General features: G+C 69.1%; 16 protein-coding genes. 3 read left to right on the forward strand and 13 right to left on the reverse strand.

Annotation, left to right across the window (positions count from 1 at the left end):
• Positions 1 to 121: 121 nt before the first annotated feature.
• Positions 122 to 517: a DUF2784 domain-containing protein gene (locus BEMPMBAN_RS24245; protein ID WP_159233818.1), complete on the reverse strand. Its 396-nt coding sequence runs from the start codon at positions 515 to 517 to the stop codon at positions 122 to 124.
• A gap of 62 nt (positions 518 to 579) precedes the next feature.
• Between BEMPMBAN_RS24245 and BEMPMBAN_RS24250 the strand changes: the two genes are divergently transcribed.
• Positions 580 to 1800, forward strand: a complete 1221-nt coding sequence (locus BEMPMBAN_RS24250; RefSeq protein WP_159233819.1) for a serine hydrolase domain-containing protein — start codon at positions 580 to 582, stop codon at positions 1798 to 1800.
• 7 nt (positions 1801 to 1807) lie between these two features.
• The gene (locus tag BEMPMBAN_RS24255; RefSeq protein ID WP_234897676.1) at positions 1808 to 2530 is read left to right on the forward strand and encodes a type 1 glutamine amidotransferase; all 723 of its coding nucleotides are present in this window, start codon (positions 1808 to 1810) and stop codon (positions 2528 to 2530) included.
• Here the strand turns inward: BEMPMBAN_RS24255 and BEMPMBAN_RS24260 are convergent.
• A complete protein-coding gene (locus BEMPMBAN_RS24260) occupies positions 2512 to 3861 on the reverse strand; it encodes a TIGR01777 family oxidoreductase (protein ID WP_159233862.1) in 1350 nt (449 codons plus the stop codon). The genes BEMPMBAN_RS24255 and BEMPMBAN_RS24260 overlap by 19 nt on opposite strands.
• Positions 3862 to 3982: 121 nt before the next feature.
• Between BEMPMBAN_RS24260 and BEMPMBAN_RS24265 the strand changes: the two genes are divergently transcribed.
• Positions 3983 to 4663: a phosphoribosyltransferase gene (locus BEMPMBAN_RS24265; RefSeq protein ID WP_159233821.1), complete on the forward strand. Its 681-nt coding sequence runs from the start codon at positions 3983 to 3985 to the stop codon at positions 4661 to 4663.
• 10 nt (positions 4664 to 4673) lie between these two features.
• Here the strand turns inward: BEMPMBAN_RS24265 and BEMPMBAN_RS24270 are convergent, their stop codons facing one another.
• The 11 genes from BEMPMBAN_RS24270 to ftsW form a co-directional block, all read right to left on the reverse strand.
• Positions 4674 to 5060 carry a DUF308 domain-containing protein gene (locus BEMPMBAN_RS24270; RefSeq protein ID WP_234897677.1) on the reverse strand — a complete coding sequence of 129 codons (387 nt, stop codon included), beginning with the start codon at positions 5058 to 5060 and terminating at the stop codon, positions 4674 to 4676.
• 39 nt (positions 5061 to 5099) lie between these two features.
• Complete coding sequence (wag31, locus tag BEMPMBAN_RS24275; protein WP_159233822.1) at positions 5100 to 5912, reverse strand: DivIVA-like cell division protein Wag31; 813 nt, start codon at positions 5910 to 5912, stop codon at positions 5100 to 5102.
• Positions 5913 to 6102: 190 nt separating this feature from the next.
• On the reverse strand, positions 6103 to 6393 hold the full coding sequence (locus BEMPMBAN_RS24280) for a YggT family protein (RefSeq protein ID WP_159233863.1): 291 nt from the start codon (positions 6391 to 6393) through the stop codon (positions 6103 to 6105).
• A 138-nt stretch (positions 6394 to 6531) separates the two neighbouring features.
• Positions 6532 to 7170, reverse strand: a complete 639-nt coding sequence (locus BEMPMBAN_RS24285) for a cell division protein SepF (protein ID WP_159233823.1) — start codon at positions 7168 to 7170, stop codon at positions 6532 to 6534.
• The gene (locus tag BEMPMBAN_RS24290) at positions 7167 to 8015 is read right to left on the reverse strand and encodes a YggS family pyridoxal phosphate-dependent enzyme (RefSeq protein WP_159233824.1); all 849 of its coding nucleotides are present in this window, start codon (positions 8013 to 8015) and stop codon (positions 7167 to 7169) included. Before BEMPMBAN_RS24290 ends, BEMPMBAN_RS24285 begins: the two co-directional genes overlap by 4 nt.
• Positions 8012 to 8722 carry a peptidoglycan editing factor PgeF gene (gene pgeF / locus BEMPMBAN_RS24295; RefSeq protein ID WP_200846107.1) on the reverse strand — a complete coding sequence of 237 codons (711 nt, stop codon included), beginning with the start codon at positions 8720 to 8722 and terminating at the stop codon, positions 8012 to 8014. Before pgeF ends, BEMPMBAN_RS24290 begins: the two co-directional genes overlap by 4 nt.
• A 40-nt stretch (positions 8723 to 8762) precedes the next feature.
• Positions 8763 to 9941 (reverse strand): cell division protein FtsZ, encoded by a 1179-nt coding sequence (gene ftsZ, locus BEMPMBAN_RS24300; RefSeq protein WP_159233825.1) that lies wholly within the window; start codon positions 9939 to 9941, stop codon positions 8763 to 8765.
• 243 nt (positions 9942 to 10184) lie between these two features.
• Positions 10185 to 11126, reverse strand: a complete 942-nt coding sequence (locus BEMPMBAN_RS24305; RefSeq protein ID WP_159233827.1) for a cell division protein FtsQ/DivIB — start codon at positions 11124 to 11126, stop codon at positions 10185 to 10187.
• Positions 11123 to 12538, reverse strand: a complete 1416-nt coding sequence (gene murC, locus BEMPMBAN_RS24310; RefSeq protein WP_159233865.1) for a UDP-N-acetylmuramate--L-alanine ligase — start codon at positions 12536 to 12538, stop codon at positions 11123 to 11125. The genes BEMPMBAN_RS24305 and murC overlap by 4 nt, the downstream gene beginning before the upstream one ends.
• A gap of 50 nt (positions 12539 to 12588) precedes the next feature.
• Positions 12589 to 13716 carry an undecaprenyldiphospho-muramoylpentapeptide beta-N-acetylglucosaminyltransferase gene (murG, locus tag BEMPMBAN_RS24315; protein WP_159233828.1) on the reverse strand — a complete coding sequence of 376 codons (1128 nt, stop codon included), beginning with the start codon at positions 13714 to 13716 and terminating at the stop codon, positions 12589 to 12591.
• Positions 13713 to 15266: a putative lipid II flippase FtsW gene (gene ftsW / locus BEMPMBAN_RS24320; RefSeq protein WP_159233829.1), complete on the reverse strand. Its 1554-nt coding sequence runs from the start codon at positions 15264 to 15266 to the stop codon at positions 13713 to 13715. The genes murG and ftsW overlap by 4 nt, the downstream gene beginning before the upstream one ends.

The raw sequence follows: 15266 nt of genomic DNA on the forward strand, positions 1-15266 counted from the left end.
GCCACGCTTTTCAGCGTCTCGAGCTGCTCGACCTGCGCGCGCAGCTCAGCCTCACCAGCGGCCACATCCACATCGAACACACGTTCGAACATGAAACCCACGCTAAACCACCCCACCGACATCACTGCGCCGGCGAGCCCACCCGCCGATCTCGGCTCCGAAGAATGAGACCCGTCCAAGACACCGCCACCGCGGCGAACACCAGCACCTGCACCCCGACGGCGTAGTCAGCCGGGTACCAGACCCCGGTGAGGTAGTGCTCGATGAAGCCTTCCGGGGGCAACTCCCCCATCCCGGCGCCCGCACGGCCGAAGCGCTCGACATCCGTCAACGGGCACGGCAGCCCGAACAAAAGGCTCGCCGCACCCCACGCCACCACGGCGATGTGCAGGCCGATGGTGGCGGGCCACCGCCACGCCAGAAAGCCCCCGACGACGAGGTAACCGAGAAACACAAGATGAAGCGTGACCGCGACGGCCACGACAAACGTGTACGGAACTGCCCCAATCAGATTCATGCCTGCTGTCATGGTAACGACAAACGGCTGCCCCAGCAGGCACAGTCTGTCAGGATCCGGAGATGCCACCCCTGCGTCGCCTGGCCACTGCGTCCTGCGCTCTGCTGCTGCTGACCGGTTGCGGCGCCTCCTCCGTCAGCACCGACCGCCCGGCGTCGGCGGAAGCGGACGCAGTGATGCGCATCGTGAGCGAAGCCCTGACGCAGTCCCACCTCAGGGCGGCGATCGTCCGGGTGACGGTGGACGGAAACGAGGTGGTCACCGCCGCGGTCGGCGAATCGATGACGGGCGTCCCCGCCACCCCGGCGATGCATTTCCGAAACGGCGCGGTCGCCATCTCCTACATGTCCACGCTGCTGCTCAGGCTTGCAGAGGAAGGCGCCGTCGGCTTGGACGACAAGCTCTCAGCGTACCTGCCAGACGTGCCGAACGCCGAGCGGGTGTCGCTGCGCCAACTCGCCCAGATGACGTCCGGTTACGTCGATTACGTGATCGGCAACACCGCGATGAACGACGCGCTGTTCGCCGATCCGTTCCGCGCGTGGAGCACCGGCGATCTGCTCGACTTCGCGATCGCCGAGCCGCTGCTGTACGAACCGGGCACGAACTGGAACTACTCACACACCAACTACCTGCTCCTGGGGATGGCGATCGAAAAGGCCACCGGGCAACAGATCTCGGACCTGCTGGCCGAAAACGTGCTTCGACCATTGGGCCTGACCAACACCGTCGCGTCGCTGACCGCGCAGATTCCGTCCCCGGTGCTGCACGCGTTCACCTCGGAACGTCGCCAGGCTCTCGGAATCCCTGCCGGCACAGCGTTCTACGAGGAGTCGACGTTCTGGAACCCGTCGTGGACGATCACCCACGGGGCCGTTCAGACCACCAATATCCACGATCTCGAGGCCACCGCGGCGGGCATCGGTTCCGGCGAGCTGCTGAGCCCTGAGTCCTACGAACAGATGGTCTCGACCGGGCTGCGCGGCAAGACACGCGCCCAGCCCGGCTGCGCCACGTGCATGGAGATGACCGAGGGCTACACCTACGGGCTCGGGCTGGTGATCTCGGGCAACTGGCTGTTGCAGAACCCGATGTTCGCCGGTTACGCCGCCGTCGCGGCCTACCTGCCCAGCCAGAGGATCGCCGTCGCCGTCGCGACGACGTTCGCCCCCGGGGCGTTCGACGAGCAGGGCGACTACGCCAACGAGGCTGAAGCGTTGTTCCGGGCGATCGGCGCCGAACTGGCCCCCGGGGATGCACCGCCGATGCCGCCATCGAAATAATGGTGTCGTGACACCCAAGGTTCTTTTTCTGCGAAACGAGCACATGGCAACCGAAGCCCTGCTCGGAGAGGCGTTCAGCGACCACGGTTTTGACGTCGAGGCGTTCGAGGTCGTCCCCGCCGAGCGAGTCCACGACCCGGTGGGCGACGTGGCATTCCCCGACCCGACCGGATACGACGTCATCGTTCCGCTGGGTGCGACGTGGGCGGTGTATGACGAGGCGCTCCGCGATTCCTGGGTCGGCGCCGAGATGGCGCTGATGCGCGACGCGGCCGAAGCGGGCACAGCGCTGCTGGGCGTCTGCTTCGGGGGCCAACTGCTCGCACAGACGTTCGGCGGCACCGTGGCCCGATCACCGCACCCGGAAATCGGTTGGTACGACGTCGTCAGCGACCGACCCGATCTCGTTCCGGAAGGGCCATGGTTCCAGTGGCACTTCGACCGCTGGAGCCTGCCGCCCGGTGCCACCGAACTCGCCAGGACCGCGAACTCCTCCCAGGCGTTTGTGCTCGGCCGGACAATGGCGCTGCAGTTCCACCCCGAGGTCGACGCCGACCTACTCGAGGTCTGGCTCGCCGAAGACCGCGACGGCGATGTCGTCGCCCTCGGCTCGACTCATGACGAATTACTCAGCCGGACAGCTGAACTCGCCGACGATGTCGCAGCGAGAATCCGTCTTCTGGTGCAGGGCTTCCTGACCTACACGGCGGCTCAGCCACGCCCCAGTTGATGGGCGAGCGCGTCGCCGAGGTCCGGATGCCGGAATGGGTGACCGACTGCCAGCAGCTTCGAGGGCACCGCCCGTTGGCTTGCCTCGGCGAGCTCACGGGCGCCCTGCGCACCCAACAACACCCGCGGCCCCAGCGACGGGACCGGAAGCACCGCCGGCCGGTGCAACACCCGGGCCAGCACACGGGTGTATTCGGAGTTGCGCACGGGGTCAGCGCCGACGGCATTGACCGGACCGTCCAGCCGATCGTCGTAGAGCGCCCGATGGTAGACGTCCAGCAGGTCGTCCAGACCGATCCAGGACAGCCACTGCCTGCCGCCCGCGACCGGACCGCCGAGGCCCGCCGCGAACAGCGGACGCAACAGACGCAACGTCCCGCCGGCGGCCGCCTGCACGATCCCGGTGCGCACTCTGACCACCCGCAGCCCGGCATCGGCAGCAGGGGCGGTCGCCGCCTCCCAGTCGGCGGCCACGTCGGCGAGGAACCCGTCGCCGCGGGTGCTGTCCTCGGTCAGTTGGGTGTCACCGCGGTCAAACCCGTAGAAGCCGATCGCCGAAGCGCTGACGAAGGCGCGTGGCCCGTCGGCTGCGGAGGCTGCCGCGGTCGCCAGGAGTCGGGTGGGTTCGATCCGGCTGTCCCGGATCGCGGCCCGGTGCCCGTCGGTGAAACGCCCCGCGATGGACGCGCCGGCGAGGTGCACGACCGCGTCGACGCCGTCGAGCAGACCCGGAGCGGGAGCGTACGGGTTCCACAGCCGCTCGTCGTCGCCGTGTGCGGTCGAGCGCACCAACCGGATCACCCGGTGACCACCCGTGGTCAGGAAGGCGCTCAGCGCCGACCCCACCAGCCCAGAGGCTCCGGTGAGCGCGATGACCAACGGTTCGGCGCCCGCCTCTGCGGCCCGTCGGTGGGCCGCGAGGTCGTCGACGAGCTGTCGGTGCCGGTAGACGAATGTCGACCGCAGCGCCGCCGCCGGCACCGCGGTCTCCACCTGGTCGTGGATCTGGGTCTGCGGGCCGGTGCCGCTGAAGTCGTGGGTGTGCCGCCACCCGCCGATGATCCGGGCGGGCCAGGACGCCGGACCGCGAGACGCGAGCTCGTCGGCGAATCGGCTACCCGGGACGTACGCCGACGGATCGTGGCGGGCGACCCACCGCAATCCGCCCGGCAGCCCCAGCACGGCCACCCCGTCGGCGAGTGACGTCGCCTCCTCCACCACGGTCATCGGCTGCCAGGGCGGCACCAGCCGCCGCATCGCCCCGGGCCGCGCGTGCCACTGCCACACCTCGTCTCGTGGGTGGTCGATGACGCTGTCGTATTCGATGCCCATGCAGATCCCGTCCTCAGCAGTTGTCAACCATTCGTCACCGGTCAGGTCAGGGATTGCCCCGGATGGGCTTCGGGTATCACCTCTGCGGGTACCACCATGATCACCGAGCAGCGACCGAGAAATGACCGACACCCGACGAACGTTTCGAGACCGCCACGAAGCCGGCAGGGTCCTGGCCCAGGATCTGGCCCACTATCGCGGCCGAGCACACCTGCTGGTGCTCGGGCTGGCCCGCGGCGGGGTGCCGATCGGCTGGGAGGTCGCGTCCCTACTTCAGGCCCCGCTGGATGTGTGCCTGGTGCGCAAGCTCGGTGTGCCGCAATGGCCTGAGCTAGCGATGGGCGCGGTGGCCACCGGGGGCGGCGTGGTGCTCAACGACGACCTGCTGGCGAGTCTGGACATCGGCGAGGAGCAGATCCGTGACGCCGTCACCCGTGAGACCGCAGAACTACACCGTCGCGAGCAGGCCTACCGCGGTGGTCGCGACGCACTGAAGCTGACAGGGCTGACCGTGATCCTCGTCGACGACGGGATCGCGACCGGCTCCAGCATGATCGCCGCAGTGCGCTCGGTGCGGCAGGCGGGCGCGGAACGGATCGTCGTCGGCGTCCCCGTCGGGCCGGCGTCGGCCTGCCGGCAACTCCGCCGCGAGGCCGACGACGTGGTGTGTTCGACGATGCCCAGCGACTTCCGGGCGGTGGGGCAGGTTTTCGAGGACTTCCATCAGGTCAGCGACGACGAGGTGCGCGACCTGCTGGCCACGCCCACCGACGGACGTGGACCGGTCATCAACAATCGTTGACCGCCGGGGCTCAAGCCTTGGGGTTGTCGTCACCGGCCACCGGCTCGTGTTCCGGGGAAACCAACGGGGCGTCTTCTTCGCGATCGCGGGGCACCGGTTCGACGTCGGCGGAGACGTCGTCGGCAGGCCCGTCCTGATAGTCCGACGCCACCGGAGCCTCTTCGGGATAGTCCTCGTCGTAGACGACGGCGTCGGCCTCCGAGATCTCGGCGGCCTCGTCTGCGGACTCCTCATCCCCGTCGCGCTTGCGGTCTCGCAGCGCATCGACGATCAACAGCAGCACACCGATCACACTCGCGGCGATGCACACCCAGGCGATCAACTCGTTGCTGGTGACCACGGCGGTCACCAGGGCTGCGAGGCCGACGACTGCGAGCACGAGCGCGACGATCAGCATGGGCCTGCCCCGAAAGGTGTGAGTTGGAGGTGCACGTGACTAGTTGTTGCCCCGGTTGAACTGGTTGAATCCGCCCTCGTTGTTGGCACCGGAATCCACCGGTGCGGCCGAGCCACGCTGCCCGAGTTCCTCGAGCTGCGACTCCAGGTAGGTCTTCAACCGGGTCCGGTATTCGCGTTCGAACGTACGGAGCTGCTCCAGACGACCCTCGAGCACGGTGCGCTGCTGGTTGATGGTGCCCATGATCTCGGAGTGCTTGCGCTCGGCGTCGGCCTGCAGCGCGTCCGCCTTCTCCTGCGCCTGCCGCAGCTGGGTTTCGGAGCGGGTCTGCGCGTCGGCCAGCATGGCGTCGGCGCGCTGACGGGCTTCCGCCACGGTGGTCTCGGCGGTCTGGCGTGCCTCGGCGACCATCGAGTCGGCCTGGGCGCGGGCATCCGAGAGCATCTTGTCGGACTCCGCCTTCGCGGTTCCGGTGAGCCGGTCGGCGGTGTCCTGGGCAAGGCTGAGCACCTTGGCCGCACGCAGGTGCTGATCCTCGGTGGCGGCTGCGGGCTGCGCGGCCGGCGCCTCGTACACCGGCTGCGGCGGTGGCGGTGCGGGCTCGGGCTCCGGCTCGTAGACTGGGATCGCCTGCGTCGGTTGCGCACCGCCGCTCCCGGAACGCGCCGAGGCGAGTTCCTGGTCCAGTTCGGCGACGCGCTGTCGGAGGTCGCTGTTCTCCTCGATGAGGCGGGACAGCTCGTTCTCGACGAGATCGAGGAACGCGTCGACCTCGTCCTCGTTGTAGCCGCGCTTGCCGATGGGTGGCTTACTGAACGCGACGTTATGCACGTCGGCAGGTGTGAGCGGCATCGTCTGCCCCCTTGAAGTCTGGATCGTCAAACGATCTCAAAGTGTAGAGCCTTGCTGGAGAGTAACTGGCGTCCATCCTGTCACACCAGACCCGGCGGTTGCAGGCGAGGCCGCAATTAGGGGCGAATTTCAACAATACCGAGATGTTCTCGACCGGCATCGATACGCGCCCGACCCCTCGGAGTCGGGCTCAGGCAGCTGCCCCGAAGGCCAGCTGCATGCCGATGAACGCCACCAGGAGCAGCACCATGATCGACAGATCGAATCGGATGGCACCTATCGTGAGCTGCGGAATGATGCGGCGCAACAGCTTCACCGGCGGGTCGGTGAGCGACATGATGATCTCCAGGATCACCACCGTGGCACCTCGCGGTTGCCAGTCACGGCTGAACGAGCGGATGAACTCGACCACCACCCGGGCGATCAGCAACAGCCAGAACACGAACAGCGCAAAACCAAGGATCTCGAAGAAGAGCGCCAACTGGGCCGACCTCACTACTGGCGGATTTGTGACATTTTGATACAGGTCATTGCCGCTCAGAGCCGAGGGCGCCGGCGCGACGTCGCCAGCCTACCCGCCGGACCCGGGGGTGCAGATCCCGAGTGACCGGCGCACGGCCTACTGATACGCGTAGAAGCCGGCCTCCGCGATCCGACGGCGCTGCTCGGCAGTGACGTCGACGTCCGCCGGCGACAGCAGGAACACCTTGGTGGCGACCTTGTCGAAGGAGCCGCGCAGCGCGAATGCCAGTCCGGCCGCGAAATCGACCAGCCGCTTGGCATCGGCATTGTCCATCGAGACCAGGTCCATGATCACCGGCGTACCGTCGCGGAACCGCTCGCCGATGGTGCGGGCCTCGCTGTAGTCCTTCGGGCGCAGGGTGGTGATCTTGGCCAGCGGGCTGCCCGCCTCGAACAGCTCGGCCATCCCCCGCGGGTCCATCGCCAGCGCACCTCGGGTGGAGCCGCGCATGGAACCGAATCGTGGTGGGGTGCGGTCGAATTCGCGCGGGGCACGCAGCCGGGGCTCGAACCGGGCGTCCTCGAAACCGCCGGGCAGACCGCCCCGGTAGGAGGGCTCGTCATAGTCGCGCCGGTCGTCGTAGCCGCGCGGGTAACCCTCGTCCTCGAAGCGGTCCTCACGGGGACGGCGGTAGCCGCGGACGGGGCCGCGGTCGTCGTCCTCGTAGTAGTCGTCCTCGTAGTCATCCATAGGCGCCATACCGAAGTAGGCCTTGACCTTGTGCAGTGTGCTCATCGTGAGGACCCTTCTCGCGGTGCTGAGGTGTCTGAGGAGTCTGGAGTATTCGAAGAATCTGCAGAATCTGTTGTCTGTGATGAAGGTGTGACTGGAGTGACTACTTCGGGTGACGTTAGCGGTCGCGATCCCAGAAGCGCGGTACCGACACGCACACAAGTCGAACCATGTTCGACCGCCGCCTCGAGGTCGCCGGACATCCCGGCCGACAGCTCGAGGCGCTGCTGATATGCGGTTTGTACCCGTTCGCGTTCCTGTCGCAAACGCGCGAATGCGGTTGCCGGATCCGCGTCCCGCGGCGGAATCGCCATCAGCCCGACGAAGCGCAGCCCGGGCGCCTCGTGCATGGCGCCGCACAACTCGTCGATGCGGCCGGTCGCCGCGACGTCCACCCCGCCCCTGGTCTCGTCCCCATCGAGGCTGACCTGCAGATAGACCCGCAATGCCTCGTTCCGGCGGCCGCCCTCGAGCGCCTCGACCGCGGCGCGGTCGAGAGCCGCGATGACCTTGGGGCTGTCGACGGAGTGCGCCGCGTAGGCCCACTGCGCCACCGAGCGCGCCTTGTTGCGCTGGATCCGGCCCACCATGTGCCAACGGAGGGCGTCACCACCGTCGATGCCGCGGACCTCCTCGATCTTCTGGGTGGCTTCCTGGTCCCGGGACTCGCCGACCGCCTCGCAGCCGAGTCGGTGCAGCAGCACTACGTCGCCGGCCGGGAAGAACTTGGTGATCGGCAGCAGTTCGATGTCGCCGACGTCCCGCCCGGCGGCTTCGGCGGCATTGGCGAGTCGCCGGCGCACTGCGGCCAGCGACTGTCGCAACTCCTGTTCCCGCGCCGTACTCATCGGCCGGGTTCCAGCCACAGCAGCGACGCCAACCGGCCGGTCGGGGCATCCCGCCGATGACTGAACAGATTCGGGTCCTCGAACGTGCAGCGCGGATCGACGTCGATCGCGGTGACCCCGAGCGTGCGGAGCTGGGCAGCGATCCCGGCCCGAAGATCCAGGCCCGGCGTGCCGCGAGAAGTGGTGGTCCGGCTGCCCGGAAGCGACCTTTCGACCTCGGCGGCCATCTCCGCGGGCACCTCGTAATTGGGGCCACTGATCGCGGGTCCCAGAAGCACCGAGATGTCCCGCGCCCGGGCACCGAGGTCGGCCATCGTCTCCAGGGCGCGCGCGACGATGCCCCGCTGCGCACCGACGCGGCCGGCATGGACAGCGGCGATCACCCCGGCGCGCGCGTCGGCCATCAGCACCGGTACGCAGTCGGCCGTCACCACCGCCAGCGCCAGCCTCGGCGTCGTGGTGACCAAACCGTCTGTGCTGTCCACGGTTTCGCCGGCGTCGTCGACGACCGCGACGTCGGCGCTGTGCACCTGGTTCATCCACACGATGCCGTCGGGCAACCCGATCGCGGTGGCCAGCCGGTGTCGGTTCGCCGCCACAGCCGCCGGATCGTCGCCCACGTGGTCACCGAGATTGAACGTTGCGAACGGCGGTTTGGACACACCGCCGGCACGCGTGGTGGTCACCCGACGCACCCGAAAGGTCACGCCGGCGGACGCGTGATCAGGCACGGTGCGACTGTATGCGCTAGTGGCGCATGAAGGGTGGCACGTCGACGTCATCGTCGGAGATGCCACCGTCATCACGGCCGTCACCGCCGATCCGCACCGTCGCGCCGTTGGTGTGCACGGGCACGCTCGCGGGATCGGACGGCTCGAATAGCGACGAGGTCACCCGGCCCGCCTTGCCGGGCGCAATCGGCTGACCGCCCGACGCCGCAGGCGCCGCATCCGCACCAGTGACCGGCTTGCGGCCGGGACCGGCAGCATCGAAGCCCGCGGCGATCACGGTGACCCGGACCTCGTCTCCGAGCGAGTCGTCGATGACGGTGCCGAAAATGATGTTGGCCTCTGGATGTGCGGCCTCTTGGACCAGCGACGCCGCCTCGTTGATCTCGAAGAGCCCCAGATCGCTGCCACCGGCCACCGACAACAGCACGCCCTGGGCACCCTCCATCGACGCTTCCAGCAGCGGCGAGTTGATGGCGATCTCGGCCGCTTTGAGCGCCCGCCCGTCGCCGCGCGCCGAGCCGATACCCATCAGCGCCGTGCCCGCGCCGCTCATCACGCCCTTGACGTCGGCGAAGTCGACGTTGATCAGGCCGGGCGTGGTGATCAGGTCGGTGATGCCCTGCACGCCGTTGAGCAGCACCTCGTCGGCACTGCGGAACGCGTCCATCAGCGACACCGCGGCATCACCCATCTGCAGCAGCCGGTCGTTGGGGATGACGATCAACGTGTCACAGCTCTCCCGCAGGGCAGCGATGCCCTCCCCGGCCTGGTTGCTGCGACGCTTGCCCTCGAACGAGAACGGCCGCGTCACCACGCCGACGGTCAGCGCACCGAGCTTGCGGGCGATGGTGGCCACCACGGGTGCGCCGCCGGTGCCGGTGCCGCCGCCCTCGCCTGCGGTGACGAACACCATGTCGGCGCCGCGCAGCAGTTCCTCGATGTCGTCTTTGGCGTCCTCGGCGGCCCTGCGGCCGACCTCGGGATCCGCGCCGGCACCGAGACCGCGGGTCGAGTCCCGACCGACGTCGAGCTTGACGTCGGCATCACTCATCAACAACGCCTGCGCATCGGTGTTGATCGCGATGAACTCAACTCCCTTGAGTCCCTGTTCGATCATCCGGTTGACGGCGTTGACGCCGCCGCCGCCGATGCCGACCACCTTGATCACGGCGAGGTAGTTGTGCGGGGGGGTCATCGCCACACCTTCTTCGCGCATGCGCTCATCGCGGTCGCCTTTCCTGCCTGGTTGCCTGTCCGTCATCCTCGGGTACCCCTCAAGCAAACTCTCAACCTCAACCATAGGCTTAGAGTTATGTCAAGTTGTTCCGCGCAAACAGAACGGTAGGGCGATCACACACGGGATCCATGCAGGCGCGCCGACACATTCACCAACAAATTTAGGCGACTGTGTCGCCGGCCGTCCCGGCCCGGCCGCGCACTACCTGACGGTGGGCAGGTCCGGGCTGGAGACGTCGTAGGTCTGGCCCGGCTGGGTCAGCAGCGCAGCGAGTTTGAGCGCTTTCTCCTCGGTGCGGTCGGTGGTCCCCCATACCACGACGCGGCCGTCGATCAAGGTCAGCGTGATCGACGCGACCGACGGCGCCGACACCCTGCCCACCTGAGTTGCCACGTCCGGTCGCAGCGACGTCATCACCTGCAGCGCAGCCTGAGTGGCCGGATCATCGGGCCCGGGGTTGTCGGTGTCCAGGTAGGGCACCCCCGGCGGCGGCGGCGCCGTGGCGAAGTCCACGCCGTCCCGGTCGAACAGGTGCACGCCGTCCGGATAGTCCTTGACCACGATCGGGATGCGTTCGACGAGCGTGATCCGCAGCGTCGACGGGTACTGGCGCTGGACCCGGACCGACGCGACGCGGCGGATCTCGGCCACCCGCTCGGCCACCACGTCGGTGTTCACCTGCAGCAGCGGGGTTCCCGACGCCACCCCGGTGGCGGCGACCACCTCTTCCTGGGTGACCGCGCCCAGACCGGTGACCACGATGCTGCGCGTCGACATCACCGGCGTGAAGTACAGCACCAGCCCGAGCCCCACCACGAGGACGGCGATCACCGCGGTCCACATGATCAGCTTCAGCCCACGCACCGCACCCCGGCCCAGCGTCTTCGGCTCCTGGGCGGGTCGTCCCAGCGCGCGCCGCTTGGCCTCACGCCGGGCCTCCTCGATGGCCGTGGCCCTGGCCTGGGCCGCCCGCCGCTCCTCCCGCTCCCGACGGGCCCGGCGGCGCGGGCCCTCGAGATCCTCGGCGGGCGCGTCCCCGCCGGCCTGCTGGTCGGTGGCGGCCGGGTCCGGATCGCCGCCCTCGAGGACGGTGTCATCCAGGTCGGGCTCGGGCTCGGCGCCGTCCTGTGGGGGCCCGGTCATCGCAGGACCGTCCCCGCTCCGCCCGCATCGCCACGATCAGCCTCGGCCTGCAGTGCCGCCAGGATCTCCCGGCCCAGCATGGTCACGTCGCCGGCACCCATGGTGACGAGGACGTCGCCGGGTTGGGCGGCGGCGGCGACCCGCGCGGGCACCGCCGAGAAATCCGGCAGGTAGGTCACCGGGGCGCTGACCGCGTCCGCGATGGTGGCGCCGCTGACACCGGCGAGGGGCTGCTCCCGCGCGGCGTACACGTCGAGCACGAACACCTCGTCGGCGATGTCGAGGGCCCGTCCGAACTCCGCGGCGAAAGCCTCTGTGCGGGAATACAAATGGGGCTGGAACACCACCAGAGCGCGACCCGCACCGGCCTGCTCGACGACCGCCCGCAACGCCGTGAGCGTGACACCGACCTCAGTCGGATGGTGCGCGTAGTCATCGAAGACACGGACACCGCTCGCTTCACCGACCAACTCGAAGCGACGACGCACCCCCTCGAATCCGGCCAGCCCGTCGAGCACTTCCTCGATCTGGGCGCCGGCCTGGGTGGCCGCCAGCATCGCCCCGAGCGCGTTGAGCGCCATATGCCGACCCGGAACCGACAACCGCATCGTCCGCGGCTCGCTCTCGCCGCGCAGCAGCATGCGCGCGACGGCGCCGGTCCCCTGCTGGGTCCAATCCACCAGCGTGGCGTCCAGATGCCGGGCGCTGCCGTAGCGCAACACCCGGATGCCCAGCTCTGCGGTCCGGTCCCCCAGCGCCGCGGCACCTGGGTCGTCGGCGCAGATCACCAGGGCGCCACCGGGTCTGATGCGCTCGACGAATTGGTCGAACACCGCCGTATAGGCCTCGACGCTGCCGAAGAAATCCAGGTGATCGGCCTCGACATTGGTGACGACCACGACGTCGGGCCGGTATTCGAGCAGCGAACCATCGCTCTCGTCGGCCTCGGCGACAAACGACGTTCCGCTGCCGTGATGGGCGTTGGTGCCGGCCTCTCCGAGGTCGCCGCCGACCGCGAAGGACGGGTCGAACCCGCTGTGCTGCAACACCACGATCAACATCGACGTGGTGGTGGTCTTGCCGTGCGTGCCGGTCACCATCAGCGTGGTGTGGCCCGTCATCAGCTTCGCCAGCACGGCTGGGCGCAGGATCACCGGGATTCCGCGTCTGCGGGCCTCCACCAGCTCGGGGTTCGTCTTCGGGATCGCCGCGTGCGTGGTCACCACGGCGGTCGGGCCGCCCGGCAGCATGTCCAGCGAGGACGGGTCGTGGCCGATCCGGATCGCGGCACCACGGGCCCGCAGCGCGATGAGTCCGCGCGAGTCCTTGGCGTCCGAACCGGACACCATGCCCCCGCGGTCCAGCAGGATGCGGGCGATGCCCGACATCCCGGCGCCACCGATGCCCACCATGTGCACCCGGCGCAGCTCGTCCGGCAGAGCCACGGAGCGGTCGCCGGAGGTCACCGCGCCGTCCGCCGTTCTCGCGCGGCCCGCGCGACATCGAGCGCCACCTCGGCCACCCGCCGGGCGGCGTCAGGATGTCCCGCCAGCGCCGCGGCGGCCGTCATCGCCGACAGCCGGGCCTCGTCATTGAGCAGCGAGGTGACGGTATCGGCGACAAAATCCGCGGTGAGCGCCCGGTCGTCGACGATCAACCCGCCACCGGCCTCGACCACCGGCAGGGCGTTGAGTCGTTGCTCGCCGTTGCCGATCGGCAGTGGGACGTAGACGGCGGGCAACCCGACGGCGGTGACCTCGGCCACCGTCATCGCCCCGGATCGGCAGATGGCCAGGTCCGCGGCCGCATACGCCAGATCCATTCGGTCCAGGTACGGGACGGCGACGTAGGGCGGATCTCCCGCGAGCCGGTCCCGCAGCTGCAGGGTGTTCTTCGGGCCGTGCGCGTGCAGAACCGAGATACCTTTTCCGGCCAGGGCTTCCGCAGCTGCTGACACTGCCCTGTTCAGCGACTGGGCGCCCTGCGAGCCCCCGAACACCAACAGCACCCGGGCGTCGTCGGCGAATCCGAAATGGGCACGGGCCTCGGCCCGCAACGCCATCCGGTCCAGCGAGGTGATCGCCTCCCGCACCGGCACGCCCACCACCTCGACGTGGCGCAGACCGGGATCGGGCACCGCCGCGAGCACTCGCTGCGCCGACCTGGCGCCGACCTTGTTGGCCCAGCCGGCGCTCGCGTTCGCCTCGTGAATCACCACGGGTATCCGCCTGCCGCGTCGCACGCTGCGCGCAGCCAGGTAGGCCGGCAGCGCGACGTATCCGCCGAACCCGATGACCACATCGGCGTCGACGGCATCGAGCACGGCACGGGTCTGCCTGACCGCACGCCACACCCGCCCCGGCAGCCGGATCAGGTCGGCCGACGGTTTACGCGGCAGCGGTGCCGGGGTGATCAACTCGAGCTGATATCCGCGGGCCGGGACGAGCCGGGTCTCCAGCCCACGCTCGGTGCCCAACGCGGTGATCCGCACCCCCGGTTCGAGTGCGGTCAACGCGTCGGCCACCGCCATCGCCGGTTCCACGTGGCCCGCGGTGCCACCGCCGGCGAGAACCACCGAGATTCCCGTCACCCGTAACGCTGACCTTCCAGTGTGCGGGCCCGTCGGCCCTGCTTGCGCTGGCCAGCACCATACCTGCCACCGGCGGCCGCCTGCTTGCCACCGGCGGCCGCCTGCTTGGCGCCGGCGCTCCCGGAACGACGCACCGGACGGTCGGCCGCACGCGGCGCGCGGGCTCGCTTCGGAGGCTGCTTCTGCTCGACCCGGGCCGGTGGTCGGCCCGAACGCGACCGCAACCGGTCGCGCAGCGCCTCGGTGCGGGTCGGCACATACGGCGCGGGCAGCGGCAGCCGCAACACCCGGTTGACCCGGTCATCACGGCCGGCCCGCAGCGCCGCGACCGCCTCCGGTTCGTGGCGCGCGGCGTTGGCCATGATGCCGATCATCAGCAGCGTCGTGGCGGTCGATGTTCCACCGGCCGAGATCAGCGGCAGCTGCAACCCCGTCACCGGAAGCAACCCGACCACGTAGCCGACGTTGATGAACACCTGGCTCAGGATCCACAGCGTCGCGGTGGCGGTGAGCAACCGCAGGAACGGGTCGGCCGATCGGCGCGCGATCCGCATCCCGGTGTAGGCGAACAACCCGAACAGGCACAGCAGCCCGGCGGCGCCGACGAAACCCAGTTCCTCGCCGACGATCGCGAAGATGAAGTCGTTGTGGGCGTTGGGCAGGTAGTTCCACTTCGCCGAGCCCTGACCAAGCCCGTCGCCGAAGATGCCACCGTTGGCCAGCGCGAACCTGGCCTGGCGCGCCTGGTATCCCGACCCCTGGGCATCGGCAGCCGGATTCAGCCAGGACTGCACGCGGGCTGACCGGTAGCCCTCGGCGACCGCGAGGATCGCACCCGAGGCGATCACCGCACCCAGCGAACTCAGGAAGACCCGCAGCGGGAGCCCCGCGTACCAGAGCAGTCCGAGCAGGATCACCCCCATCGACATCGTCTGCCCCAGGTCGGGTTGGGCGACGACGAGCGCCAGCGCAATGACCGCGGCGGGCACCAGCGGGATCAGCATCTCGCGCAACGACGCCTGTTCCATGCGTCGGGCGGCGAGCAGGTGGGCACCCCAGACCGCCAGGGCGATCTTGGCCAACTCGGAAGGCTGCATCGAGAAACCGGCGACGATGAACCAGCTCCGGGACCCGTTCGACAGGGTGCCGATCCCGGGCACCAGAACCAGGATCAGCAGCATGACCGAGAGGGCGAACCCGCTGAACGCGAGCTTGCGCATCAGCTGCACCGGCATCCGCAGCGCGACGTAGAAGGCGAACAATCCGACGATCGTCCACGCCGCCTGCCGGCCGAAAACCGCCCACGGCGAACCGTCGGTGTCGTAGGAGTACACCCCGGAGGCCGACAGCACCATCGTCAGGCCCATCGTGGTTAGTAATGCAGTGATGGCGATGATTAGGTGAAACGACGTCATGGGGCGGCCCAGCCACGCCCCGAACCGGGTACGCGGGCCCCGGACCGGGGCGGTGACGGCGGCCGCGGGCTGCGCCGAGTCGTCGGCGGCGGGGTTGGCGCGGCGGTTACGCAGCCGGGTGAGGATGTTGCTCAC

This window comes from Mycolicibacterium austroafricanum, from assembly GCF_902705885.1.
Classification (GTDB): domain Bacteria; phylum Actinomycetota; class Actinomycetes; order Mycobacteriales; family Mycobacteriaceae; genus Mycobacterium; species Mycobacterium vanbaalenii_A.

Coding starts and splice junctions, on each gene's coding strand:
- wag31 (WP_159233822.1), bottom strand. CDS start 5,912: ATGCCGCTCACACCTGCCGACGTGCATAACGTCGCGTTCAGTAAGCCA.
- BEMPMBAN_RS24265 (WP_159233821.1), top strand. CDS start 3,983: ATGACCGACACCCGACGAACGTTTCGAGACCGCCACGAAGCCGGCAGG.
- murC (WP_159233865.1), bottom strand. CDS start 12,538: ATGGTGGGCATCGGTGGCGCCGGGATGTCGGGCATCGCCCGCATCCTG.
- BEMPMBAN_RS24245 (WP_159233818.1), bottom strand. CDS start 517: ATGAATCTGATTGGGGCAGTTCCGTACACGTTTGTCGTGGCCGTCGCG.
- BEMPMBAN_RS24260 (WP_159233862.1), bottom strand. CDS start 3,861: ATGGGCATCGAATACGACAGCGTCATCGACCACCCACGAGACGAGGTG.
- BEMPMBAN_RS24305 (WP_159233827.1), bottom strand. CDS start 11,126: ATGACCGGGCCCCCACAGGACGGCGCCGAGCCCGAGCCCGACCTGGAT.
- BEMPMBAN_RS24250 (WP_159233819.1), top strand. CDS start 580: ATGCCACCCCTGCGTCGCCTGGCCACTGCGTCCTGCGCTCTGCTGCTG.
- BEMPMBAN_RS24290 (WP_159233824.1), bottom strand. CDS start 8,015: ATGAGTACGGCGCGGGAACAGGAGTTGCGACAGTCGCTGGCCGCAGTG.
- BEMPMBAN_RS24270 (WP_234897677.1), bottom strand. CDS start 5,060: ATGCTGATCGTCGCGCTCGTGCTCGCAGTCGTCGGCCTCGCAGCCCTG.
- ftsZ (WP_159233825.1), bottom strand. CDS start 9,941: ATGACCCCCCCGCACAACTACCTCGCCGTGATCAAGGTGGTCGGCATC.
- BEMPMBAN_RS24285 (WP_159233823.1), bottom strand. CDS start 7,170: ATGAGCACACTGCACAAGGTCAAGGCCTACTTCGGTATGGCGCCTATG.